This is a genomic window from Pectobacterium sp. A5351, assembly GCF_028335745.1.
In the GTDB taxonomy this organism is placed as follows: Bacteria; Pseudomonadota; Gammaproteobacteria; order Enterobacterales; family Enterobacteriaceae; genus Pectobacterium.
The window spans coordinates 4,357,596-4,381,190 of record NZ_CP116477.1; the positions used below are offsets into that span (position 1 = coordinate 4,357,596).

General features: G+C 49.0%; 17 protein-coding genes and 1 pseudogene. 15 read left to right on the forward strand and 3 right to left on the reverse strand.

Annotated features, from left to right (window positions below):
• Positions 1-32 precede the first annotated feature (32 nt).
• Positions 33-2,267: a pectate disaccharide-lyase PelX gene (pelX, locus tag O1Q74_RS20050; protein WP_271875283.1), complete on the reverse strand. Its 2,235-nt coding sequence runs from the start codon at positions 2,265-2,267 to the stop codon at positions 33-35.
• A gap of 315 nt (positions 2,268-2,582) precedes the next feature.
• Here pelX and glmU point away from each other — a divergent pair, with 315 nt between their 5' ends.
• Complete coding sequence (gene glmU / locus O1Q74_RS20055) at positions 2,583-3,953, forward strand: bifunctional UDP-N-acetylglucosamine diphosphorylase/glucosamine-1-phosphate N-acetyltransferase GlmU (protein ID WP_271875284.1); 1,371 nt, start codon at positions 2,583-2,585, stop codon at positions 3,951-3,953.
• Between the two features lie 185 nt (positions 3,954-4,138).
• On the forward strand, positions 4,139-5,971 hold the full coding sequence (glmS, locus tag O1Q74_RS20060) for a glutamine--fructose-6-phosphate transaminase (isomerizing) (RefSeq protein WP_271875286.1): 1,833 nt from the start codon (positions 4,139-4,141) through the stop codon (positions 5,969-5,971).
• Between the two features lie 103 nt (positions 5,972-6,074).
• Here the strand turns inward: glmS and O1Q74_RS20065 are convergent.
• Positions 6,075-6,263: pseudogene (locus O1Q74_RS20065) on the reverse strand (IS3 family transposase); the annotation flags it as partial.
• A gap of 124 nt (positions 6,264-6,387) precedes the next feature.
• On the opposite strand from O1Q74_RS20065, the gene O1Q74_RS20070 reads away from it, so the two are divergent.
• The 11 genes from O1Q74_RS20070 to O1Q74_RS20120 all read left to right on the forward strand — a co-directional run bounded on the left by O1Q74_RS20070 (position 6,388) and on the right by O1Q74_RS20120 (position 20,307).
• Entirely contained in the window at positions 6,388-7,848 is a 1,461-nt protein-coding gene (locus O1Q74_RS20070; RefSeq protein ID WP_271875288.1) for a DUF3375 domain-containing protein, read from the forward strand.
• Between the two features lie 20 nt (positions 7,849-7,868).
• Entirely contained in the window at positions 7,869-8,732 is an 864-nt protein-coding gene (locus tag O1Q74_RS20075; protein ID WP_271875289.1) for a DUF4194 domain-containing protein, read from the forward strand.
• Positions 8,729-12,190 (forward strand): ATP-binding protein, encoded by a 3,462-nt coding sequence (locus O1Q74_RS20080; RefSeq protein WP_271875291.1) that lies wholly within the window; start codon positions 8,729-8,731, stop codon positions 12,188-12,190. The genes O1Q74_RS20075 and O1Q74_RS20080 overlap by 4 nt, the downstream gene beginning before the upstream one ends.
• A complete protein-coding gene (locus O1Q74_RS20085; protein WP_271875293.1) occupies positions 12,183-13,448 on the forward strand; it encodes a Wadjet anti-phage system protein JetD domain-containing protein in 1,266 nt (421 codons plus the stop codon). The genes O1Q74_RS20080 and O1Q74_RS20085 overlap by 8 nt, the downstream gene beginning before the upstream one ends.
• A 310-nt stretch (positions 13,449-13,758) precedes the next feature.
• A complete protein-coding gene (gene pstS, locus O1Q74_RS20090; protein ID WP_271875294.1) occupies positions 13,759-14,799 on the forward strand; it encodes a phosphate ABC transporter substrate-binding protein PstS in 1,041 nt (346 codons plus the stop codon).
• Positions 14,800-14,969: 170 nt separating this feature from the next.
• Entirely contained in the window at positions 14,970-15,929 is a 960-nt protein-coding gene (gene pstC / locus O1Q74_RS20095) for a phosphate ABC transporter permease PstC (RefSeq protein ID WP_015842338.1), read from the forward strand.
• Positions 15,929-16,816 carry a phosphate ABC transporter permease PstA gene (gene pstA / locus O1Q74_RS20100; protein ID WP_015842339.1) on the forward strand — a complete coding sequence of 296 codons (888 nt, stop codon included), beginning with the start codon at positions 15,929-15,931 and terminating at the stop codon, positions 16,814-16,816. The genes pstC and pstA overlap by 1 nt, the downstream gene beginning before the upstream one ends.
• Before the next feature lie 86 nt (positions 16,817-16,902).
• Positions 16,903-17,676 carry a phosphate ABC transporter ATP-binding protein PstB gene (gene pstB, locus O1Q74_RS20105; protein ID WP_010681437.1) on the forward strand — a complete coding sequence of 258 codons (774 nt, stop codon included), beginning with the start codon at positions 16,903-16,905 and terminating at the stop codon, positions 17,674-17,676.
• Positions 17,677-17,689: 13 nt separating this feature from the next.
• Positions 17,690-18,421 (forward strand): phosphate signaling complex protein PhoU, encoded by a 732-nt coding sequence (phoU, locus tag O1Q74_RS20110; RefSeq protein WP_271875298.1) that lies wholly within the window; start codon positions 17,690-17,692, stop codon positions 18,419-18,421.
• Positions 18,422-18,652: 231 nt separating this feature from the next.
• Positions 18,653-19,540: an extracellular solute-binding protein gene (locus O1Q74_RS20115; protein WP_271879009.1), complete on the forward strand. Its 888-nt coding sequence runs from the start codon at positions 18,653-18,655 to the stop codon at positions 19,538-19,540.
• Positions 19,537-20,307 (forward strand): molybdate ABC transporter permease subunit, encoded by a 771-nt coding sequence (locus tag O1Q74_RS20120; RefSeq protein ID WP_271875300.1) that lies wholly within the window; start codon positions 19,537-19,539, stop codon positions 20,305-20,307. Before O1Q74_RS20115 ends, O1Q74_RS20120 begins: the two co-directional genes overlap by 4 nt.
• 95 nt (positions 20,308-20,402) lie before the next feature.
• Here O1Q74_RS20120 and O1Q74_RS20125 read toward each other — a convergent pair whose 3' ends face one another.
• Complete coding sequence (locus O1Q74_RS20125; RefSeq protein WP_271875302.1) at positions 20,403-20,966, reverse strand: helix-turn-helix domain-containing protein; 564 nt, start codon at positions 20,964-20,966, stop codon at positions 20,403-20,405.
• Positions 20,967-21,057: 91 nt separating this feature from the next.
• Here O1Q74_RS20125 and O1Q74_RS20130 point away from each other — a divergent pair, with 91 nt between their 5' ends.
• Both O1Q74_RS20130 and O1Q74_RS20135 read left to right on the forward strand, forming a co-directional pair.
• The gene (locus tag O1Q74_RS20130) at positions 21,058-22,242 is read left to right on the forward strand and encodes a benzoate/H(+) symporter BenE family transporter (RefSeq protein WP_271875304.1); all 1,185 of its coding nucleotides are present in this window, start codon (positions 21,058-21,060) and stop codon (positions 22,240-22,242) included.
• A gap of 334 nt (positions 22,243-22,576) precedes the next feature.
• On the forward strand, positions 22,577-23,572 hold the full coding sequence (locus tag O1Q74_RS20135) for a VirK/YbjX family protein (RefSeq protein ID WP_271875306.1): 996 nt from the start codon (positions 22,577-22,579) through the stop codon (positions 23,570-23,572).
• The last annotated feature ends 23 nt before the right edge of the window (positions 23,573-23,595 follow it).

Below are 23,595 nucleotides of genomic sequence, written 5' to 3' on the forward strand. Positions count from 1 at the left end.
CACCTTATTAGGCGGGGTTTATTTGAAGTGACTTATTTTTTCTTCAGAAAGTCGCCAAGTACCAGATTGCCTTTGGCATCACGCGTAAACGTCTCAGGGATGGCTACCGATACGAAGTTATTTACGGTGATTTCCTTACCTTGCGCGTTAACAGAGCGGTCGCCTTTGATGAAATAGTTGGTGTTATCGATATTGCCGACAACCGCATCATCATATTTACCCGCTTTGGTCTTCAGTGAAATGTTGTTCTTGAAGACGCCTTGTTTTTCCGGGCCAGAGTAAGGGCTTGGGCGGAAAATAAAGTTAAAGCGTTCGTTATCTAACGCGATGTTGTCTTCAACGATCAAGGCGCCAGGGTTGAAGTTGTCGGTGAAACCATCAAGTTTGTTACCCACAGCAATGCTGTGTTTAACCTGATGCGCCACCGGCTGACCTTCTCCACCCATTTTGAAGCCGTTGCTGGTGTTGTTCATGGCAATTGAATTCTCGATCACCACAACGCCGTTTGCGCCGTCTTCAATTTTGTTAAACAGGTCGAAGCCGTCATCGACGTTATTGTGCGAGAACGCACCGCGAATCACGTTGCCTTCACCCACACGCATTTTCACCGCAAAACCGTCGGCGTTAATCTTGCCTGGGTCTTGGTTGCTGTGAGATTCTGAGTTCAGGATCAGGTTATGGCTGGCCCACAGTGGTCTGCCTACATCGGCCGTTGAGGTTACCTGAATACCGGTATCGTCAGCGTGATGCGCCAGAACGCGTTCGATGGTGTTGTAGCTCCCCTCGATACGGAACGGTTTCTCTGTGATTTCAATCCCTTTAACATGCCAATGGCTCGCTTTCAGTTGCAGGCCATGAATGACGGCTTTATTACCGACAGTAAACAGGTTTTTGACGGCTTTTTGCTGGCCGCTGGCGCTGACAGGAATTTCTGACGCGCTGTAATCGCCGTCGCTGAGCCAAATGGTACCGCCTGCTGGCAGAGCGGCGACGGCGCTGGCAAAATCGAGCGGTGCATTTTTACTGCCATCATTGCTGGCTGAGCCTTGTGGTGAAACATACAGATTTTTAGCGTCTGCATAGGCCACTTTTTCAACCTTGAACGTACTTTCTTTTACCGCTTTATCATCCCCTTCCGCAGGCTGATAAGCGAGTTTGAATTCAGCGCTATTACCGGCAATTTTCGCTGGCAGAGAGAACATCTCGCCTGCTTTTACCTGCTTGGCATCACCCAGTGACTTACCGTCTTGTGATACGGTTATCGTGCCGTTGTAATTGACTTTCGCCTGCACGACATAGTGTTCGCTGGTGGTTTTCGGTGATGACATCACCTGGAGCAGAGGATCATAAACCTTAGCCTTAAACTCCGGTGACGCTTTGGTTTGGGCTGCTGTCGTCGTCAACTGTGCATTGCTGACGGTGATTTTGGCGTTACGAGAAGCAAAGAAACCGACGTAGTAGTGGTCTTTATCCAACTTGGTAACAACGTCCGCGCCTTTGACTTCTTTCGAGACCCAGTTATCTGTGCCTTTCGGCGCATAAGAGGTAATGAAGCCGTCGTTGGTACGCTCCAGTTTCAGGCGGAAGGTGGGCGTTTGCTCCAGATTCACATTTTCCTGATAGCTGGTTTTGGTAATCTTCGCGCCTGCGTTGCCCCACGGTTGCGTGACGCCATTACGTAAAATCGCCTGTAGTTTGACTTCGGTATGAGACTTTTTATCCTGCGTCATGATGGCATTCATCACCATGTTGGATGCGGCAGGGAATTCTTCATACCCTTCTTTCAGCGGTTCCTGACGCGGTACGCCGATAATATCGCGTACCAGAATCCCCGCCCCTTCCTGAGCCGCAGGTTTGGCACCGTTTTCTGGCCCAAATTGTTCCACGGTAATATCAGACTGAAGCGTAAAGTTCACATTGGCAGGCAACTGCGTATAGAAGAATGTCAGTCCGTCATGGGTGTTAGCAATCTTTCCGCCGCGACTCTCGATCGTGATCGGTGCGGACAAATCTGCCTTATCCCCCGGCGCTAATTTCTTGCCGTTAATGGTGACGTCGTTAACGCCAATTTTTTCCGGCAGGACATTGGATGAGAAGTTCACATCTGTCGACTGACCAAAAGCCATTCCGTGCCAGACAGGTGTTGATTCTGTCGCGGCGTGTGTACTGAAGCTGAAGAGTAATGCATTCGTCAGCGCGACGGCTGCGAGGCGTGAAGAACGGTGTTTCCGTAAAGAGTCACATTTTGGTGAAGAACAACGTTTCATTGTATCTCCTTCATTATTGAATTATTCGCCCGCGTATATTGCTATAAATGAAACGCTGTTTCTTTTGCTTGCGTCACAAATGGAAATACTTAAAAACAAAGTCTGTTTTTTATGAAACTCAGTGCCACTTCTGGTTTTTGGGGTCGTCATTCTCCCGCCATGAGCATTCATCGTGTTGTGCAAGATTTTCAGAAAAAACTCACCAAAAAGTATCCGCGTTATGCATGAGTTTCGGTAAACTCTGGTTATTCATGCCGTAACAGGTTGGCCATTTTTATTCTTGCGGAGCGGTGGCTTCGCACTGTCAGGATGCTTATGTCGAATAGTGCTATGAGTGTGGTGATCCTTGCTGCGGGTAAAGGAACCCGCATGTATTCCGACCTTCCTAAGGTGTTACATAAGCTGGCAGGTAAGCCGATGGTTCAGCACGTCATTAATGCGGCAATGACAACAGGTGCACAGCACGTTCATCTGGTATATGGTCACGGCGGTGATTTGCTAAAACGTGAATTGGCCGATCCGGCATTGAACTGGGTGCTACAGGCGGAACAACTGGGAACGGGTCATGCGATGCAGCAAGCCGCTCCACATTTTGCTGATGATGAAGATATCTTGATGCTGTATGGCGATGTGCCGCTGATTTCATCGCAAACGCTAGGGCGTTTACGTCAGGCTAAGCCGCAGGGTGGTATTGGTCTGTTGACGGTGAAACTGGACGATCCGACGGGCTATGGGCGAATCGTGCGTGAGAACGGTGCTGTAGTCGGGATCGTTGAGCACAAAGATGCCAGCGAAGCACAGCGCCAGATTAACGAGATTAATACTGGCATATTGATTGCCAACGGCAAAGATTTGAAGCGCTGGCTAAGCCGTTTGAACAACAACAACGCACAGGGCGAATTTTACATCACCGATATTATTGCGATGGCGGCGGAAGAAGGCCAGCGCGTTGAAGCGGTTCATCCCGAGCGGCTGAGTGAAGTGGAGGGCATCAATAACCGTCTGCAACTGTCGGCGCTGGAGCGGGTTTATCAACGTGAACAGGCGGACAAGCTGCTGTTAGCTGGTGTCATGCTGCTCGACCCGGCACGGTTTGATCTGCGTGGCGAATTGACTCACGGTCGCGATGTGGTGATTGATGTCAATGTCATCGTAGAAGGCAATGTTAAGCTAGGCAACCGGGTGAAAATCGGCGCAGGCTGTGTGATTAAAAACAGCATCATTGGCGACGATTGTGAGATCAGCCCTTACTCTGTGTTGGAAGACGCGGTGTTAGAAGCAGAGTGTACCGTTGGCCCGTTTGCCCGTTTGCGCCCAGGCGCTGAGCTGGCTGAAGGCGCGCATGTCGGTAACTTTGTCGAATTGAAAAAGGCGCGTTTAGGTAAAGGATCAAAAGCAGGCCACTTGAGCTATTTGGGGGATGCGGATATCGGTTCCGGTGTTAATATTGGCGCGGGAACGATCACCTGTAATTATGACGGTGCGAATAAACACAAAACGGTGATTGGCGACGACGTGTTTGTCGGCTCGGATAGTCAATTGGTGGCGCCCGTTAGCATAGCCAATGGCGCGACAATCGGCGCGGGAACGACGGTTACGCGCGATGTGGCAGAGAATGAGCTGGTGATCAGCCGCGTGAAACAACAGCATATTTCCGGCTGGCAGCGTCCGGTGAAAAAGAAATAGTATTTTAATGCCTCTGCCTATTGTGGAGGCCATTTTGTCCTGTGCTTTGGCGTCTCCCAGAGTACAGAACAAAACATAATAATCCCCAACTCTCTACAAGGCTCGGGGAACCCGGAACAACCGGAATAATCAGGTCTAAGACATCCCTGGTGACACAATATGTCACTTTTATAGGAATACCATCGATGTGTGGAATTGTAGGCGCAGTTGCGCAACGTGATGTTGCTGAGATTTTGTTGGAAGGTTTACGCCGCCTTGAGTATCGCGGCTATGACTCAGCGGGTCTGGCAGTTGTTGATAGCGAAGGACATGTTGCTCGTTTACGTCGTCTGGGGAAAGTGCAGGTGCTGTCTCAGGCCGCTGATGAGCATGAGTTGCACGGTGGTACGGGTATCGCCCATACCCGCTGGGCAACACACGGCGAACCTTCTGAAGAAAACGCACATCCGCATGTTTCTGAACATATCACTATCGTCCATAACGGCATTATCGAAAACCATGAGCCGCTGCGTGAACTGATGATCGGTCGTGGCTACCGTTTTGTTTCTGAAACCGATACGGAAGTGGTTGCCCATCTGGTGCATTTTGAACAGAAGCAGAACGGTGGAACGCTGGTTGATATTGTTAAGCGTGTGATCCCACAGCTACGCGGTGCCTATGGCATGGTCGTGTTGGATAACCGTGATCCAAGCGTACTGGTTGCTGCACGTTCTGGTAGCCCGCTGGTGATTGGCCGTGGTGTTGGTGAGAATTTTATTGCCTCCGATCAACTGGCGCTGCTGCCCGTAACGCGTCGCTTTATGTTCCTGGAAGAAGGCGACATCGCGGAAATCACCCGCCGTGACGTGCGCGTGTTTGATAAAGCCGGCCAGCTTGCTACACGCGAAGAAATTGAATCAAAAGTGAATTACGATGCCGGTGACAAAGGCGCGTATCGTCACTACATGCAGAAAGAGATCTACGAACAGCCGATGGCGATCAAGAACACCCTCGAAGGGCGTTTCAGCCACGGCGAGATCAATCTTTCTGAATTAGGCCCGAAAGCGGATGAACTGCTGGCAAAGGTTGAGCACGTTCAGATCATCGCCTGCGGGACGTCCTACAACTCTGGTATGGTTTCCCGCTACTGGTTTGAAGCGCTGGCGGGGATTCCGTGCGACGTAGAAATCGCCTCAGAATTCCGCTATCGCAAGCCTGCCGTACGTAAGAATAGCCTGATGATTACCTTGTCTCAGTCCGGTGAAACGGCGGATACGCTGGCGGCGCTGCGTTTGTCTAAAGAGCTGGGCTATCTGGGGTCTCTGGCTATCTGTAACGTTGCAGGTTCCTCGCTGGTGCGTGAATCCGATCTGGCGCTGATGACCAAAGCGGGCGTAGAGATTGGTGTGGCCTCGACCAAAGCCTTCACTACGCAGCTTACCGTTCTGCTGATGCTGGTGGCTCGCGTTGGTCGTCTGCGTGGTATGGATGCGCAGATTGAGCATGACATCGTTCATGGTTTGCAGGCGCTGCCTGCGCGTATTGAGCAGATGCTGTCTCAGGACAAGCTCATCGAATCTCTGGCAGAAGGTTTCTCTGACAAGCACCATGCGCTGTTCCTTGGCCGTGGCGATCAGTATCCGATCGCAATGGAGGGCGCGCTGAAGCTGAAGGAGATCTCTTACATCCACGCGGAAGCCTATGCGGCAGGCGAGCTGAAACACGGCCCGCTGGCGCTGATCGATGCGGACATGCCGGTAGTGGTGGTAGCGCCGAACAACGAACTGTTGGAGAAATTGAAATCCAACATCGAAGAAGTTCGGGCACGCGGTGGTGAACTGTATGTCTTCGCTGATGAAGATGCTGGTTTCACCAGCAGCGAAAATATGAAAATTATTCCGCTGCCGCACATAGAAGAAGTGATTGCGCCAATCTTTTACACGGTGCCGTTGCAACTGCTGTCTTATCACGTCGCACTGATTAAAGGCACGGATGTTGACCAACCACGTAACCTGGCGAAATCCGTTACGGTAGAGTAACTTTTAAAAAACGAAGGTAAATAACTGTCGGGTGACAAAATATTTATAAAATGAAAAAGTCCAGTAATGCTGCTTAAAAAGCATACTGGACTTTTTTGGTTCATCACAATTTGGGCTGTGATCCTACCCACGTAATGTGGACACAGCCCTGAGTGAGATTTTCATTTTCAAATTGTTCCGAGCTGAGACCACTACAGGCATTGTAGTGTCGCCAGCGATTGTAATCGCACTCAATATAATTAAACACCGCCGTTCGCATTATTTCCCGACAGATGAAGCGCTCTCCGTGAATAGGAGCAGTTAGCTGTGTTAGTTTGTAGACATTCATTTTTTGGGCGCTTTTCAATAGATGGGTTCAGCTCTATAGTAATCAGTGGCCTCAGCCCGTAAAGAGAGATTCGTATGGGGGAAAAGGATTGAACTTCCAAGGTTTGCAAGCCAAGTACCGGCGGCTATTTGCCGAGAGCGCAGCTTGGAAGTTGTTAAAGGCCGATAATGCGCCTTATATCCTTGCGTTCATTGCTGATCTCTTTTTGGAAGACTGTGAAGTTCCCTATGGTCGAGCTCGAATCTTGTTGGATGTTGAGATTGAACGCAGCCGCGAGCTCGGCATTTGGCCAACCGATACGTCGGCAGCCACTTATCTAAATCAATGGATTAAGAATGGCTGGTTACGAGAAATGGATGATTCACTGACTAAAACTGACGCTAGTGAAATAGCGCTTAGATTCTGTAAAGGGCTCGATGAACGCAATTCAGGTACAACAGCCTCACATTTGCGTATTGTTCAAGAAGCCGTTCGTGACTTAGCGGTTGCAATTAGCCCTAACGTTGATGAGAAAGTGACTTTGCTTGAAAGCAAAAAGGCAGAGATTCAACGTGAAATCGAGGCGCTTCAAGCTGGGGTTATCTCAGTTCTAAGTGAATCTGAGCAAAGAGAGCGAATCCGTCAGATCTATCAATTGGCTTCAGTACTGACGGGTGATTTTCGTCGTGTAGAGGACGAAATCAGGACTCTAGATAGAGAACTCAGGATTGATATTATAGAAGGTGGCGTCTCTCGTGGGGATGTGCTGCTCTCCGTAATGGAAAGAGAAGCATTGCTTTCTACTACAGAAGCAGGAAGTGCGTTTGAAGGCTTTTTTCAGTTGCTGTGTGATCAAAACCGCTCAATGGAATTTCGTGAGCAGCTCCGCAGCATTCTTAGTAGACCGATCGGTCAGCAATTATCTAGTAGTCAGCATCAGTTTCTTAGTCACCTTATGCGTGAGCTGAGTCGCGAGAGCGAAAGAGTTTTTCGTGTCAGGCGGCGTACTGAAGAGAGCCTGCGTTCCTATATAGAGAGTGGCGCTGCTGCCGAAAATCAGGCGGTTGATAGATTGCTTTCAAAGCTAGAAAGACAAGCTGTATTGCTGCGCGATGAAGGTTTGGATTTGACTACAGAAACGGGACTTAGTCTCCCTGTAGGTTCTATAGAAATTAAATCCCCTGAATCGATCAAATTAAGAACCCCGGATGACAAGCTCGATACATCGGGTGTTGAAGAAAACGCTAATAGAAGAGAACCAAGTGCTCACGTGCTTGATTGTCTCGATGCTGTTCAAGTAAGGCTGGTGGCTTATCAGATCCTTAACACCCTGAGAAAACGCGGCCCGATGTCGATTGCCAGGCTTGCAGACGAAAACCCGTTGACGTCAGGGTTGGAGGAACTGGTCGCGTATTTGCGAATAGCAAAAGCGGTGAATGCGACCATGCTAGATGAAAAAGAAGACGTAATCGTAGTTGATAAGCAAGGTGTTAAGCTGAAAGCGTCTATACCTACCTATCTATTAACTGCCGAGCTATTCCCAGAAGACATCGATGAACTTACCCTCTAGCGGGTAGCAAAGGAAAGCCAATGACGAACAACACGCCACCCAATAGCTTCTTCTCGATGGTAACAGGCAAATCCGATCAAAAGCTACATAACGAAGGTAATGAAGGAAACCGCGAGGTATTGGATGATCCCCATAATTTAGATGATCTAATTCCCAACGCTCCGAATCGAGACTTCGTAGATCAGTCGTTGGAAAGCGACAGGGTGGGGTTAATAACGGAGAGCGCCAAATTCAGTGATTCTGAAATGCCTCATGATGCCCGGCGAGTTTTGGTTCATCTGATGCGGCAGGGTTCCATTATGGCATCACAAAAACCGAAACTATTTGAGCAGCTTTGCCGTTATGAATTGGCGATACGGAAGCATCTATCTGAAGTTTACCTCCAACTGGTACTTGATCAGAAATCTGGTGTGGCATTCGTGGCCACTACTCTCTCAGAGCATGTTGGCAATATCGAAGATGATGGGTTGGAAGATGAGGCGTTAGATTCTGACGACTCAGCCACCTTGATCCCAAAGCGTACCCTTTCCCTGTTTGATACATTGATACTACTGGTTTTAAGAAAGCATTATCAGGATCGAGAGTCTGCAGGAGAACAAAAAATTACGATTGATATCGAACGTTTAGAATCCTATCTGACGCCCTTCCTTCCGATAACTGACCACGCGTCAAAAGATCGAAAAAAGCTACTGATTAGAGTAAAAGAGATGGTTAAGCGGAAAGTGTTGTCGACGATCAGAAGCGAAGAAGATCGATACGAAATCACTCCGATCATTCGTTATGTAGTGAATGCCAGTTTTTTAGAGACAATGTTGACTGAATACACTGTGCTAGCCCAAGAGCAACTCAACGAAACAGGTCGTGTGGGGAGTGATCAGAAATGACTGCTGATTTATTCGAAAACTTAGCTCAGTCTTCTACTAATGAGGTCGGTGACTCAATATTCAATAATGATTTGTTTTCTCAGGGGCAAATAAGGTTGTCTGAACTGTCAGTGTTCAACTGGGGATCTTTTCATAGGTTACATACTGCTGCTATTGACCCAGAAGGAACGTTGGTAACGGGAGATAATGGTGCCGGAAAGTCGACTTTTATTGATGGATTGATGGCTCTTCTTCTACCAGCAGGCAAAGCAACATTCAATGTCGCCGCAGCACAAGGTGATCGCTCAGACCGCTCTCTCCTGTCTTATATGCGGGGAAGTTTTGGTTCGGTTCATGATGGTGCTTCAACCCGTGTAAAAAGTAAAAGGGAAAAGGGCGTTGTTACCGGCCTGAGAGCACTTTATCGAGCTGACGATGGTTCATGTATCACTTTAGCGGCACTTTTCTGGACGACAAACGCAACAAATACATTAAGTGATGTAAAGCGTGTTTATCTTGTGGCCCTGCGTAATCTCCAACTTAAAGAACTTCTTGATGCCTTTGGTGAAGGTAATACGAGGCAACTCAAACAGTGGTTACGGGACGATCCTGCCATAACAGATTGCGACAGTAATTTCTCAGATTATCAGGAGCTATACCGAAAGCATCTCTATATGGACAACAAGAACGCCCCTGCATTGTTGTCGCGAGCGCTTGGTTTAAAAAAGATTGATGATCTAACCAAGCTAATACGTGAATTAGTGCTCGAACCAAGTGGTGTAAAAGAGGATGCGAAAAATGTTGTGGAGGAATTTTCCGACCTCGTAGCAATACATGAACAGTTGATTGATGCGAAAGAGCAGTACAGCCATTTAAGCAGATTGCCTGAGTTGGCCGATTCCATCGCAAAGGCCACCAAGTCCCTTGATTCACTCCTGCTGGAAAAAAGTAACCTGGCGACGTACTTTGGTGAGGCGCTTTCCATTCTTTGGGTGGAGAAGTTAGAAGATATAGATAAAGCGCTGGATTCAATATCAAGAGAAATTAACCGCGTAGAAATCGACGAAAGTGATGCCCAGTTATCCGTTGAGAAGAGGCATGAAGAATATCTGAATCTTGGTGGCGATAAAATTGAATCACTGAAAAACGATATTAAATATATTAAAGGCAAGCTTGATGATGTAATTCAGGTTTCATCTAAATATCAGGTTGATTGCCGAAGACTTAGCTTGAATTCGGAGATTAATGAAGGCGTTTTTTTCACTAACAAGAGCACGGCAATCGAGAACTTGGCCAAAATTGAAGAAGACACTAAGCAGGCACAAGATCGCTTTGGTGATGTTGCCGCTCAGCTAAGTGAGCAACAGAAAAATTTAAATGCGATTAAAGGCGAGATTCTGGATATAGAGGCTCGTCCAGATTCAAATATCGACGTTCGTTACCAGAAGCTCCGAGATGAAATGATTGAATCACTTGACTTGCCAAGAGAGGAACTTGTTTTCATCGGTGAATTGCTGGATGTCAAAAATGACGAAAAACCATGGCAAGGGGCCATTGAACGGGCACTGGGTGGACTAAAAACGACTATGCTTGTGCCCCAAAAGAATTACTCGATGGTCACGCGCTGGCTCAATGTTAGACATACTGGTTTGCATGTACGGGCTCAAGTTGTCTCTCAAGTTCGAACAGATCAAAAATCCACAGGTTTCACTGAATTCAGTGAGCGGGGTTATCTACGCAAATTGATATGGAAAGACCATGCGTATCGAGATTGGTTGAAAAGTCATTTGCACAATTTTGATTTACAGTGTGTGTCTGGCACGGATGAACTTGATGCCACTCTATTTTCAATGACCAGGGAAGGCCTTGTGCATATGGAGCGAGGCCGTTTTGAGAAAAAAGATCAGCGGAAGATAGATGATCGCAGAAGTTGGAGTCTTGGATTCTCGAACAAATCGCGCTTGGCGCTGCTAAATACAGATAAAGGGTTTGCGGAACGTCGTTTGTTTGAGTTGGATAAGACTTTAAGTGAGGCAAGAGAAGCACTCAATAAAAACGCTGAGAGAGCCAATCTCTGGGAACGCCTGAGTTCGTACACATGGGAGCAGATCAATGCACCATACTGGCAAAGACGTTTGGAAAGTGTGCAATCTGATCTGGAGGAACTGGAAAAATCGGGTGGCAACCTTGAAGTGGCCAGAAGCCGGTGGGATACGGCTAAAGAACACCTGAAAAAGATTCAGGAAAGCAAGGGGCAGCTTTTAACGAAGAAAGGGTCACTAGGGAACAATGAGTCTCATGCTCAAGAACAGTTGGACAAATACCAGCAGTTAGCCGCAGCCGGAATGACAGATGACGTCAGGCAATGGCTTCAATCAAGGGTGGGCAAAATTCGGTTAGATGATGCCCATAGACAAGCGTACTTTGAAAAAGCTATTGATGGCGAATTAGACAAGATACGTTCCTCTAAGAGCACAGCGGAGAATGTCGCAAACGGGATAATGGGGTCGTTCCGAGGAAAGGATAAATGGCAACCTATCACCGTTGACTGGCCTACAGGGCTGGAAGGATTGCAATATTATCTGGAACATTATGCTTATATTGAGACGGAAGGACTCCCAGAGCTAATTGATCAGTTTAAAGAGCGATTGAACAAGCATGCCACTCAATCATTGGCTCGCATCAAGACAAAGCTTGAATCTGAAAGAGAAGATATTTTAGAAAGAATAGATACGATCAATCAGGTTTTGAGGCGCACTGAATTTAAACAAGGAAGCCATTTAAGGCTGGGGTCCAAGCGTGAAAAATATCCACATGTGCTGGAATTTGAGCGAAAAGTCAGAAGTGCACTGAGCCAGGCAACGAGTGATGACCATGAAGCTCGATTCAGGCTCTTATCTGACGTGGTTGATATTCTTGATAAGGCGAGTGCACCGGGCACATCCACCAACGAAGAAAGCAAAAGGCTTCTAGACCCGCGTTACCAAATGTCATTTTTTGCTGAAGAGATTGACTCGCAGACGCTTGAAGTTCGAGATGTGCTTGAATCAAGCAGTGGAAAGTCTGGTGGTGAGAAAGAGTCATTTGCTGGCACTATCGTTGCGGCAAGTCTTGCTTATGTATTAACACCGGATGGATACAACAGGCCAATTTACTGCACTGTGTTTCTGGATGAGGCGTTTTCTAATACCGCAGAGGCTGTAAGTCGTCGCGTTCTTAGAGTATTCAAGGAATTGCATATACACGTTAATTTGATTACGCCTTATAAAAACCTCAATCTGGCAAGGGAGTCTGCACGATCGCTACTCATTGCTGAGCGCGCCCCAGCGCTCCATGAAAGTCATCTGTGCGAAGTCACATGGGAAGAAATAGATCAGCGCATGGCTCATCAGAAGGAATCAGCCCAGTTAAAGGAAATAGCTGGTGAAATCGAGCTGAAAGAGTTGCGAAACACAGAAGTTGAGCCTAGTGATGTCTGAAACAAATAGTCGACCACCATGGGGGCTTCTCCAGCAAGATGCCGTTGAAGTACTGAGGGCTAAGTATTGGAACAATAGGAAGACTTTAAAGAGCTTGCTTATTGGTAAGACCGAATTTCCGATACAGATATCTCTGAAGCCGCCAAAAGGAAATGCAGCTCTGAATAATATCAGTCATTTTCAGGAGTTTGTGGATTCCTGGAAGTCGTTCTGCGAACAGGCTGCATATGAGTCCATACAAGTTAACGTCCGTTGGGATATCGTAACATTTAGAGCGCTTTCTGAGCAGAAAGTGCCAACCTATTTGACAATACCTGATATCAGCTCGCTTGCTCGAATGCTTGGTGATGAGGCAGGGCAGCAGCTTAGAGGCTGGCAGTCCAGAATTGCAAATATCTTTGAATCACTCTCCATAGAATTTGCTAAACGCACTGTCCACCCAATAAGGTCAACCTATGAGCGTGAATTGTTCTCCGTACTAATTGCGAATCTGGAAATCTTATCCGATTTTAGTGATTTAGACATGCAATTACTGGTTAAACTCATTCCTCAGTTTCACAAAGGCATGGGGAGTGGATGTTATTTAAGGGCTCTTCCTGTCATATTTGTCGATACCAAATTCATAGAGAAAAATCTGGGATTTATTGAGTCTGTTATCGCTGCCATCATCGATTGCTCTGCAAAGGAAATGGGGCTTTTGAGTTGGCTGGATTGCAGAGACAAGCCAAAAGATTGGTTGTTAGTAAGGCCGCTGTGTAAAAACACTGTAGATTCCCTCGGAGGTCTGAAAGTGTTACGAATGTCGTCTGAAACATTATTAGGTTTCGAGTTGCCTGCTAAAAATATTCTTGTGATTGAGAATGAGCAGTCATGCCTGTCTCTCGATAATATCCCTGACACGATCGCTGTTTCGGGAGGAGGTAAGAACGTTTCATGGATGAGGGCTGATTGGCTTGGCAATAAGCGAGTTGCCTATTGGGGTGATGTTGATTCTGAAGGACTTGCCATACTCAGTGATGTTCGTAGCAAGTTGAGTTCGGTTATCCCGCTGATGATGGATTTGGAGACCGTTGAGGCCTACCGAGATAGGATGGTTGACGAGCCAGAATCGTTAGCTAGAGAGCCTGTTGCATTGACTGACCGTGAGCTGATGCTTTTTAGAATTCTGCGCAATGGTGATTACGGCTGTACGCGTTTAGAACAAGAGCGTTTGCCGATGGATTTTGTCCACGAGAAAGTGCGGCAGTGGGCTAACTAAGTGGGACGGTCATGAATTGCGTGTTTAAGGCATAACATGCATTCAAGGAGTAATTATGTCTCGCAATACGAAGACCCCACCGCCGGTATCCGCTAAAGATGCGTATGAAGAACGCCTTTATTGAATGGGCGCTGGCTGGGGCTACCTGTATTTCCTCGTCGAACGCGATTTGTCATAAAAATGTCATATTGTGTACATTTTACTGTCACTAAATTGTCCTATTTTTCCTCCTGCGAACTACACTCTGATTTGACAACTCTGATTGATAACGACTCCACGTCGACACGTCGATTATCCCACAGGAGGGATTATGAAACTGATGCGTACCACTCTTGCCAGTGTTGTTGCGGCAACCTTTTCTCTGACGGCATTCTCTGCTTTTGCTGCTGCTAACCTCACCGGTGCCGGTGCGACATTCCCTGCGCCTGTTTATGCTAAATGGGCTGACTCTTATCAAAAAGAAACCGGCAATAAAGTTAACTATCAAGGCATCGGTTCTTCTGGCGGTGTAAAACAGATTATCGCTAAAACGGTAGACTTCGGTGCTTCTGATGCGCCGCTGGCTGACGACAAATTAGCACAGGATGGTTTATTCCAGTTCCCTACCGTTATCGGTGGTGTGGTATTGGCCGTTAACCTTCCTGGTATCAAATCTGGCGAATTGACGCTGGATGGTAAAACTCTGGGTGATATCTACCTGGGCAATATCAAAAAATGGAACGACCCGGCAATCACCAAACTGAACCCGAATGCCAAACTGCCGGATCAGGATATCGCTGTCGTTCGTCGTGCTGATGGTTCAGGTACTTCTTTCGTGTTCACCAGCTACCTGGCGAAAGTGAATGCGGAGTGGAAAGAGAAAATCGGTTCTGGCTCTACCGTTAACTGGCCAACCGGTCTGGGCGGTAAAGGTAACGATGGTATTGCCGCGTTCGTACAGCGTCTGCCTGGTTCTATCGGTTACGTAGAATATGCGTATGCCAAGCAGAACAACCTGGCTTACACCAAACTGATTTCTGCTGATGGCAAGCCAGTTAGCCCGACTGAACAGAGCTTCAGCAACGCGGCTAAAGAGATCGACTGGAGCAAATCTTTTGCTCAGGATCTGACCAACCAGAAAGGCGCGGACGTGTGGCCAATCACGTCAACCACCTTCATCCTGGTTCACACCAAGCAGGATAAACCTGAGCAGGGCGCTGAAGTGTTGAAATTCTTCGACTGGGCGTTCAAGAAAGGCGGCGAGCAGGCGACTGCTCTGGATTACGCCACACTGCCAAAAGAAGTGGTTGAGCAAATCCGTGCTGCCTGGAAAACCCAGGTAAAAGACAGCAACGGTAAAGCGCTGTACTAATTATTGCATCAACAACGTATTGCATCGACAGTCGTGTTGATAACCAGATCGTGATGAGGTTGTCAGGTTCTGGGAAATACGTAGTGGAATAACAAGCCGTATCGGGGCGGAGAGGCAATCATAACCTCTCTGCCTTTCATATGTAGTTATAAAAATGAGAAGAGAGACGTATGGCTGAGTACAAGCCAACTATCAAAGCCCCGGGAAAATATGGCGATATCCTCTTCAGCACGCTGGTAAAACTGGCGGCGCTGGTCACGCTACTGCTCTTGGGAGGCATCATTGTTTCCCTTATTGTGGCGTCCTGGCCCAGCATCGAGAAGTTCGGTTTTGCCTTCTTGTGGACGAAAGAGTGGGATGCGCCCGCAGAACAGTTTGGTGCACTGGTGCCGATTTACGGTACCGTCGTGACCTCACTGATTGCACTCATTATTGCCATCCCGATTAGTTTCGGGATTGCGTTATTTCTGACCGAACTGGCACCTGCATGGTTGAAACGCCCGCTTGGCGTGGCGATTGAATTGCTGGCGGCCATACCGAGTATTGTTTACGGCATGTGGGGGCTGTTCATTTTCGCTCCGCTTTTTGCCGAATACTTCCAACAGCCGGTAGGCAACGTCCTGTCCGGCATTCCTATTGTGGGCGCGCTGTTCTCCGGCCCGGCGTTCGGGATTGGTATTCTGGCGGCCGGCGTCATTCTGGCCATTATGATTATCCCGTACATTGCGGCGGTGATGCGTGATGTGTTTGAGCAAACGCCAGTCATGATGAAAGAGTCTGCCTACGGCATCGGCTGTACGACGTGGGAAGTGATCTGGCGCATTGTGCTGCCTTACACCAAAAACGGCGTTATCGGCGGGGTGATGTTGGGATTAGGGCGCGCCTTGGGGGAAACCATGGCGGTCACCTTCATCATCGGTAACACCTACCAGCTCGACAGCGCGTCGCTGTATATGCCTGGCAACAGTATTACCTCTGCGCTGGCAAACGAATTTGCTGAAGCCGAATCGGGTCTGCACACGGCGGCGCTGATGGAGCTGGGCCTGATTCTGTTTGTGATTACCTTTATTGTTCTGGCGTGTTCAAAGCTGATGGTTATGCGTCTGGCAAAAAATGAGGGGGCGCGCTAATGGCTACATTAGGCATAGAACAAGAAGCCGAACTGGCACGCTCGCGGCGTAAAATGCAGGCCTGGCGTCGCCAGAAAAACCGCATTGCGCTGTTCTTATCCATGTCCACGATGGCATTTGGCCTGTTCTGGTTGATCTGGATCCTGTTCTCGACGGTGACCCGCGGCGTAGACGGTATGTCTCTGGCATTGTTTACCGAGATGACGCCGCCGCCGAATACGGCAGGTGGCGGACTGGCAAACGCCATCGTCGGGAGCGGATTACTGATCCTATGGGCGACGCTACTGGGGACGCCGCTGGGCATTATGGCGGGTATCTATCTGGCGGAATACGGGCGTAAATCCTGGATCGCCGAAGTGATTCGTTTCATCAACGATATCCTGCTGTCAGCACCGTCAATTGTCGTCGGTCTGTTTGTCTACACGCTGGTGGTGGCAAAGATGCAGCACTTCTCCGGCTGGGCGGGTGTGATTGCGCTGGCGCTGTTGCAGGTGCCGATTGTGATTCGTACCACCGAGAACATGCTAAAGCTGGTGCCGGATAGCCTGCGTGAAGCGGCTTATGCGCTGGGTACGCCGAAATGGAAAATGATTTCTGCGATTACCCTGAAGGCATCGGTATCGGGCATCATCACCGGGGTGCTGCTGGCTATCGCGCGTATTGCTGGGGAAACCGCACCGCTGCTGTTTACGTCGCTGTCGAATCAGTTCTGGAGCACGGATCTGATGCATCCGATTGCCAACCTGCCAGTTACCATATTCAAATTTGCCATGAGTCCGTTTGTGGAGTGGCAACAGTTGGCTTGGGCAGGGGTTCTGCTGATTACGCTGTGCGTTCTGCTGCTGAATATTTTGGCGCGCGTTATTTTCTCTGCTAAGAAGCATTAATTAGCGAAGAAATCGTAATTCGTTGAGAAACAGTAAATAAATTCAAGGCGTTGCCAGGCAGCGCCAGGAAAAAGAGAGAAGTCTTGATGAGTATGGCTACTGAGACATCCAACAAAATCCAGGTACGCGATCTGAATTTCTATTACGGGAAATTCCATGCGTTGAAAAACATTACGCTGGATATCGCCGCGAATCAGGTTACTGCGTTCATCGGTCCGTCCGGCTGTGGTAAATCCACGCTGCTACGCACGTTGAACAAAATGTATCAGCTCTACCCTGAGCAGCGCGCCGAGGGCGATATCCTGCTGGATGGCAATAACATCCTGACCGATAAGCAAGACATCGCGCTGCTACGCGCCAAGGTGGGGATGGTTTTCCAGAAGCCGACGCCGTTCCCGATGTCCATTTACGATAACATTGCGTTTGGTGTTCGCCTGTTTGAGAAACTGTCCCGCGCCGATATGGATGAGCGCGTTCAGTGGGCGCTAACCAAAGCGGCGCTGTGGCAGGAAACGAAAGATAAGCTCCATCAGAGCGGCTATAGCTTGTCCGGTGGTCAGCAGCAGCGTTTATGTATTGCACGCGGTATTGCGATTCGCCCGGATGTCTTGCTGCTGGATGAACCCTGTTCTGCACTCGACCCGATTTCTACCGGGCGCATTGAAGAGCTGATCTCCGAGCTGAAAAAAGATTACACCGTGGTCATTGTGACGCACAACATGCAGCAGGCAGCACGTTGTTCAGATCATACGGCGTTTATGTATTTGGGTGAGCTGATTGAGTTCAGCGATACTGATACCCTGTTTACTGCTCCACGGCAGAAACAGACTGAAGATTACATCACCGGCCGTTACGGTTGATTAGGAAAGCATCATGGATAATCTGAATCTGAACAAACACATTTCCGGTCAGTTTAACGCCGAACTGGAACATATCCGCACGCAGGTCCTGACCATGGGCGGGCTGGTGGAGCAACAACTGACGGATGCCATCACCGCAATGCATAATCAGGATGCGGAACTGGCTCAGCAGGTGATTGAAGGCGACGCCAAAGTTAACATGATGGAAGTGGCGATCGATGAAGCCTGCGTGCGCATTATTGCGAAACGTCAGCCCACCGCCAGCGATTTGCGTCTGGTGATGGCGATCATCAAAACCATCTCTGAACTGGAACGTATCGGTGACGTGGCGGATAAAATTTGTCGCACCGCGTTGGAAAAATTCTCCCATCAGCATCAGCCGCTGCTGGTGAGTCTGGAGTCATTGGGCCGCCACACCGTGCAGATGCTGCATGACGTGCTGGATGCGTTTGCCCGTATGGATCTGGACGAAGCGATTCGTATTTATCGCGAAGATAAAAAAGTGGATAAAGAGTACGAAGGGATTGTGCGTCAGTTGATGACCCACATGATGGAAGATACCCGTACCATTCCCAGCGTGCTGACGGCACTGTTCTGCGCCCGTTCCATCGAGCGTATCGGTGACCGTTGCCAGAACATCTGTGAATTTATCTTCTACTTCGTCAAAGGTCAGGACTTCCGTCACCTGGGTGGCGATGCGCTGGAAAAACTGCTGGCGCAGAAAGATAAAAAAGCCGAAGAGTAATACCGCGTATTCTTGATGCGACGGAAATGTCGCTTGCCTGTTTTGTGCCGGAGAGCGTTAGTCGTATCCGGCCTTACCATCATTGAATTAACCTTCAACCATACATCAACAATGGCTGCTTTAATATTGCCCACGGAATCAGGTTGAGGATAATCGCTGTATAAATAATTATACAGAGAAGTGGTCATGAATGACGGTATTGCGGTAAAGAGCTGTGTTGCGTTGGTATGGATGGCATTGAGCACCACGTCTGTGATGGCTAAGGATATTCGCGTTACTTACGCAGGGTCAATGGGGAAAGTCATGGATCAGGGGCTTGGTCCCCTTTTTGCTCACCAACAGCAAGGAGATTACCAGGGACAAGGGCAAGGAGCCTATGGAATGGCTCGTTTGCTGGCCAGTCATAAACTGACCGCTGATGTATTTGTTTCTATTACCCCAGGGCCGATGCAGATTCTAAAAGATGCGGGATTGATTGATGCCGCTGTACCCATCGCCAGCACGAGTATGGTGGTTGCCTATAATCCGAAAGGGAAGCATGGTACAGAATTTGAGGCGGCGAATAAAAAGCATGATGATTCCTGGCTAAAATTATTGTCGCAAAAAGATATTAGCTTCGGTCGAACCGATCCTTATGTTGACCCAAAAGGTCAAAATATCGTTTTCACTTTGTTGCTGGCGGAAAAATATTACCAACAACCGGGTATCGCACAGTCCATTCTCGGTGAATTACAAAATCCAGAGCAGACTCATCAGGAAGGTGGCTTGTTAGCGCGTCTTGAAAGTGGGCAGATTGACGCCGCTGCAGGTTACGAAAGTGAAGTTCGCTCGGCGCATTTGCCTTACGTTGCCCTGCCGGATGAAATAAATCTCAGTAATCCCGTTATGGCGAAACAGTGGTATGACACCGTCAGTTTTCCTATCAAAGACAGTGCGGGTAACCGTGAGATCATCCATACACAACCTCTCGTTTATTACGCAGCAGTCCTGAAAAATGCGCCGAATGGCATGGATCAGGGCGAAAAGTTTGTTCAATTTATGCAAAGCGCCGAAGGTCAGAAAGTGTTTGATCAATATGGTTATGCTGCCCCGAAGGGGGATGCGCTGTACACGAAATGACAGGTTTGGGACGAATTGCGGGATGGTTATCCGTCCCTGCAATGGTGTTATTGAGTTTCCCATTTTTGACGCTTATCCACGAAACGCCTTGGTTCCATTTTCATCTTGCATGGCGTGATAAAAATGCGATTGCAGTATCGTTAGGATTGGGGGGGATAGCGCTATGTCTCATCATTCTGCTTGGTCTTCCTGTGGCGTGGTGGTTGTCTCGTGTGACAGGAAGGCGGCGAGTGATCGGGGAATTGCTTGTGTTGATCCCTCTGCTGACACCTCCGCTGGCTATGGGGATATTACTGGTCTCTGTTTGGGGACCTTATGGCGATGTTGGCAAATGGTTATCCCATGTTGGTGTCACACTGGTAAATAATCCTGGAGCGTTTGTTTTGGCTCAAATCTACGGTGCGCTGCCCTATTTTGTTGTGGTTGCGCGTTCCGCATTTGCTACTGTGCCGAAGGATATTCTCGAAGTGGGGGAAACATTGGGGGCATCTGGGTGGCAACGTTTTCGGCATCTGGCGCTGCCGTTGGCATTTCCTGGGCTGGCATCGGCCGTGGCATTGGCGTGGGTTCGGGCTGTGGGAGAATTCGGTATTGTTATGATCTTCGCCTACTTTCCACAGGGTATTCCGGTTAAGTTATATACCAATTTGCAAAATGATGGTGTTGACGCGGTTTATAGCCTACTGTGGTTACTGTTGTTGGTAACGATTCCATTACCCATGCTATGTCTGACTTTGAGCCGCAACGTGCGAGTATCGGGGGAATAGGAATGATGTGATAGAACATGAAACTCTCCTGACCTTGGCTGATGGACCGACAACGTGAAGTATTATGGGTATATCAATATGTCGATACGAAGCGTTTAATTTTCAGGATAGTGAATCAGATCGTGGAAGCGCACGATGGTATCGGCAGGGTTGTGGTAGCGGTGTTCTCTGTCGGCGGCAAAGCGCAGAGCATCCCCGGCGGACAGTAAATGTGTCTGCCCATCAATGGTCATTTCCAACTGACCATCTAGCACAATAATATGCTCGATCACCCCGTTTTCATGCGCCGATGAGGTGCTGCTGGCACCCGCCGCCAGTTCAATGACCAACATATCAAAACGCAGTTTTTCGTCGAAGGGGAAGAGTGGCACAACGTGCATTCCTGCCTCGTTTTCCCTGAATGCCGAACCTGTCCCCGATCGATACGTCACGTCTTCCGCTGCGAGCGTCGGTTCAATGAAAGTAGAGAACGCCACATTCATACCAGTCGCAATTTTCCACAAGGTGGCCACCGTCGGGCTGGATTCTCCCCGCTCGATTTGGCCCAACATCGCTTTACTTACTCCTGTTTCCTCCGCTGCACGCGTGAGGCTCCAGTCTTTACTTTTTCTTAGCGTTTTTAACGTATTGCCAATACGGCGGGTTAGCTCATCAGACATCAAGGCGGCTCCTGCTTGTGCGTTATAGCAGCACACTGCTATGTTAACGCTTTCTGTGCGTTATAGCGCACGACAAGAATGAAGGTATACCATGCCTGCATCATTTGCGCTAAAAGATGTCAGTTTTTCGACCCTCATCGCCGGTTTTGTTGCCGTGCTGGTGGGCTACACCAGTTCGGTCGCCATCATTTTTCAGGCGGCAGAAGCAGCGGGTGCCAGTGCGGTGCAGATCGGCGGCTGGTTAAGCATGCTGGGGATTGCCCAAGGGCTGGCGTCTATTAGCCTGTCGCTGTACTACCGTGCGCCGATACTGGCGGCCTGGTCAACGCCAGGAGCGGCGCTGCTGGTCACCAGCCTACCGGGGACGTCGCTCAATGAGGCGATCGGCGTGTTCCTGTTTGCTTCCGCGCTGATCTTTATCTGTGGGATCACAGGTCTCTTTGCCCGACTGATGAATGTGATTCCGCAGGCTATTTCTGCTGCGATGCTGGCGGGGATTCTGCTGCGATTTGGCGCGGATGCCTTTCTTTCCCTGCAACAGGACTTCTGGCTGGCTTTCACAATGTGCGTGGCCTATTTGCTCAGCCGTCGGCTGTTGCCCCGTTTTGCCATTGTGCTGACGTTGCTTGCTGGCCTGCTGCTGGCCTTATTTAAAGGGCAAATTGCGCTCTCTGATTCACCGCTGGTCTTCGCTGTACCGATGTTTATTACGCCACATTTTTCGTGGGCGTCGCTGCTGGGTGTCGGTATTCCGTTTTTCATTGTCACTATGGCATCGCAGAACGCACCGGGCATTGCCACGCTGAAAGCCGCTGGCTATCAGGTTCCTGTGTCACCGCTGATTACCGTTACGGCATTAATAGCGTTGATATTGACGCCGTTCGGTGGCTTTTCTGTCTGTATCGCCGCGATTACTGCCGCGATCTGTATGGGATCGGATGTACACCCCGATCCGAAGAAGCGCTATCTTGCCGCCGTCGCTGCCGGTGGGGTTTATCTGCTGGCGGGCGTTTTCGGCGGATCGATCGGGCAGCTTTTCACGGCGCTGCCGCAGACGCTGATTCATGTCATCGCCGGTTTGGCGCTGCTGAGTACCATTTCGGGCAGTCTGTATCGCGCTTTACTGGATGAAACACAGCGTGATGCCGCAGTGGTTACTTTCCTGATTACCGCTTCTGGGCTGACGCTGTGGGGGATTGGCGCGGCGTTTTGGGGATTGATTGGAGGGATGATGACCTGGCTGGTGCTGTCTGGGGGAAAAGTGGCGTTACGCTGAGTGAAGTAGGAAAATAGGCGAGTACCTAACGTTGTTCACTTAAACATGGATTTACTCGCCCAGTGCCTGTGCTCGCCCTGACGGGCTGCCACAAGTGGCATTTAAAATGCGTTTGCATTTTATAGGGGGAAACACGGTGATGAGGTTCCTGTACGGATACCTCGCCCCGTGGTAGCCCCCGGTATCTCGATCCTTAAACGATCGCGATTAGGCGAGCGCCTATCTTAAATTAATCCTCAACGAATAAGAGAATGCTGTTTTTTAAGCGTCGTGATTTTAGTTTCATTGATGAATGTCCCGCTACGATTTCGCCATCTTAATCATGGTGACATTCATGGACATTACCTCTACACAATCATTTGGCAGTACGAAAACCCAGTTTCGGGCCGCATTTTCCCTTTTATTGGCATTAGCAACGGGGAAACACAAACCGGATCGGCGCTGGGAGAGCGTTCACTGGCGTATAAAATATACCGCCCGAGTGATGCTTCATCCGCTGCTGACCATGAAATGGCTTAGCTTTATCGTTAATTATCCCGTACAGGATATTTTTCGGCGTGACGGAAATGAGCTTTACAGTAAGCTCCAGCGCCCTTACCTGATGGCGTCGCTGCCGACACATCAAACCTGTACAGCCTTAATGGATCATTACCGCTTTATCCAATCGTTGCCATTACACCGCCAGCGTTTGTTATATAGCCAGAACGGGAGCGGTAACGTTCTGGCCCGTTTTCAGGGAAAAAGTGGTGAAAATTACACGCTTCGCCTGATGACTAACGATCAAATGTGTAAGGAAGGAGAGCTTTCCCTGCAATTTGAGAACAGCGAGCACGTGCTGGCACAGATGACGTTCTCCATCCTGCGTATTGAAGGGGAAATGAGCCTGTTTATCGGTGGAATTCAGGGGCCGGATGCACAAACGCCGCACCAGGTTATTCAGGGCGCGACGCGGGACTGCTATAGTCTGTTTCCCAAACGTATTCTTCTGGAAGGCCTGCTTAACCTGACCCGTGGCCTTAATCTGGCACACGTTGTCGCGGTCAGTAACGAAACGCATATCTATAAACACTGGCGCTATCGCAGTAAAAAACGCCATGTTTTTCTGGCCGACTACAATGCTTTCCTTTTCGCCCACGGCGGTCAACCGCAGCCTGATGGCAACATTGCGCTGCCGTTATCGATTCCGAGAAAGTCTGAACAGGAAATTCCCAGCCGCAAGCGGGCGGAATATCGCCGCCGCTATGCGCTATTTGATGAGGTAGCCAGTCAGATTAATGACGTGCTTGGCGGTAGTTTGCCGCTTTCCATCAATCCACCAGAACGCACTTGAATCAGGATAATCTGCCAGAATAC